This window comes from Mesorhizobium sp. M7A.F.Ca.AU.001.01.1.1 (genome assembly GCF_004022735.1).
In the GTDB taxonomy this organism is placed as follows: domain Bacteria; phylum Pseudomonadota; class Alphaproteobacteria; order Rhizobiales; family Rhizobiaceae; genus Mesorhizobium; species Mesorhizobium ciceri.
Genome location: NZ_RZPF01000937.1, coordinates 1 through 2,081 on the forward strand (window position 1 = coordinate 1; position 2,081 = coordinate 2,081).

2 protein-coding genes and 1 pseudogene are annotated in these 2,081 nt (G+C 62.6%); 2 read left to right on the forward strand and 1 reads right to left on the reverse strand.

The window, feature by feature from the left end; genetic code table 11:
* A partial coding sequence (locus EN884_RS34210; RefSeq protein WP_128361051.1) for a L,D-transpeptidase family protein occupies window positions 1-1,057 on the forward strand: 1,057 nt, incomplete at its 5' end.
* On the opposite strand, the gene EN884_RS34215 is transcribed toward EN884_RS34210, so the two are convergent.
* Window positions 1,031-1,663 (reverse strand): TMEM175 family protein, encoded by a 633-nt coding sequence (locus EN884_RS34215; protein WP_063169065.1) that lies wholly within the window; start codon window positions 1,661-1,663, stop codon window positions 1,031-1,033. The two genes, EN884_RS34210 and EN884_RS34215, sit on opposite strands and share 27 nt — an antisense overlap.
* Before the next feature lie 151 nt (window positions 1,664-1,814).
* Between EN884_RS34215 and EN884_RS34220 the strand changes: the two are divergent.
* Window positions 1,815-2,081 (forward strand): annotated as a pseudogene (locus tag EN884_RS34220) (MFS transporter); the annotation flags it as partial.

Sequence of the window (2,081 nt, forward strand, 5' to 3'; positions counted from 1 at the left end):
CGATGGCAATTACGACGACAATTATCCCGACGCGCCGCAGCCGGCTAAGCCGGGTACAATCAAGCGCCAGCCGCTGAACGAGGCCGCGATAGACCCTGCCCAGCCGACGACACCCGCCGATCAGGCGGCTCTGCCGCCAAAGGCCGGCGACAAGACCACCGTTGCCCCGGCACTTTCGCTGGGAGCGCGCCAGGATGTCGCCGCCCTTCAGGTGCTGCTCGACCGGGGTGGCGCTTCGCCTGGCGTCATCGACGGGCGTTTCGGTTCGAATGTCGACAAGGCGCTCGCCGCCTACAACCAGATCACCGGCGCCAATCTGCGATCGACCGACGCGGTCGCCATCCAGGCGGCACTTGCGCAATCCGGCGGCGATGCCTTCGCCAATTACACGATCACAGCGGAGGACGCGGCCGGTCCTTATGTCGCGTCGATCCCGGAAGACTACAGCCAGAAGGCGCAACTCGACCGCATGGGTTATACGTCGGTGACCGAGGCGCTCGCGGAGCGCTTTCACATGGACGAGAATTATCTCAAGGCGCTCAACCCGGAGGTCGATTTCAATCGTCCCGGCACGATCATCAAGGTCGCCAATTTCGGCAGGCTGGTTTCGACGCCGGTGGCGCGTATCGTCGCCGACAAGGACAAGAAAGAGGTTTTCGCCTATGACGCCGGCGGCAAACTGGTCGCGGCCTATCCCGCAACCATCGGCTCGTCGGATACGCCGTCACCGTCCGGCATACACACGGTGTCGCGCGTGGCGCTCGATCCGAACTACACCTACAATCCCAGCATCAATTTCAAGCAGGGTCAAAACGACAAGGTCCTGACCATTCCGCCGGGCCCGAACGGTCCCGTCGGTTCGGTCTGGATCGCCCTGGATAAGCCGACCTACGGCATCCACGGCACGCCCGATCCGTCGAAGATCGGCAAGACCGAGAGCCATGGCTGCGTACGCCTGACCAACTGGGATGCGCGGGAGCTGGCCAAATTGGTTTCGCCGGGCGTGACGGTGGAGTTTGTCGGCGGGCCCTCAGCCGATAACCTTGCGCAGCAGTGAACCGCGAAGCGCGGCGGCATAGACCAACTGCACGACCAGGATGAAGCCGACGCCGAGCAAGGGACTGACAAGCGAGAGTGCGGCGCCGACCGCCCACAGGATCTGTGCCTTGATGATGCGCAGATAGACCGTGCGTTTGGTTTCCGCATCGACATCCTCTGCTACGAAGCCGCTTTTCTCCGCATAACGCCAGCTCGCGAACAGCGTGACGCCGAGCGCCAGCAGATTGAGCCAGTAGACCAGCACCGCGGTTCTGAACTCGAGGAAGTCGGCCAGAAGATCGGTCGAGAAGGGCAGCAAGGCGATGAAGGCGAGAAAGCAAAGGTTCAGCGTGGCAAGCCGTCGATCGGATTTGGCGATCAGACCATGCTGCGCCTGCTGGCCAAACCAGAAGATGGTCAGCGTCAGGAAGCTCAAGGCGTAGGTCAGGAAACGCGGCGCCAGGGCGGCGATCGCGGCGAGCAGCTCGCGTTCGGAATGGATCGCCTCGTGCGCCGGCACCCTGATTTCGAGAACGATCAGGGTGAGCGCGATGGCGAATACGCCATCGGTGATCCCGACGATACGGCCGCGTCCCTCAGCCGATGCTTCAAGTGGCCGCTTCATCGATGTTTCCCCATCGGCACCTTCCGGAAACCTAGCATGGTTGCCGCCATTTGCATCTGACAGGGTGCGACCCTGGCCAAACGGCTGGTTTCAGCGACAGCAAGCCACTGGCTGGTTGTTGCCGGTGCGCCAGGGGTTTAAGCAAGGTTTCATGCATTCACCAAGTGAAGCCGCCGCCGTCCCGCTGACCAATCCGGTCACGAATGGAACGTTTTGTCCGCAGTCGCGGCGACGATTTGTGCTGATCGCGGCAATTCTGGCCTCGGCGCTTGGCTTCATAGACGGCTCCATCCTGGCCATCGCTACACCAGCGATCCGCGTCAATCTCGGCGCAAGCCTTGCCGAGGCGCAGTGGATTTCCAATGCCTATGCGTTGACACTCTCGGCGCTGATCCTGGCCGGGGGCGCTGCCGGTGAC

Excerpts from the sequence above, each read along its gene's own strand:
- EN884_RS34215 (WP_063169065.1), bottom strand. The coding sequence starts at position 1,663 with ATGAAGCGGCCACTTGAAGCATCGGCTGAGGGACGCGGCCGTATCGTC.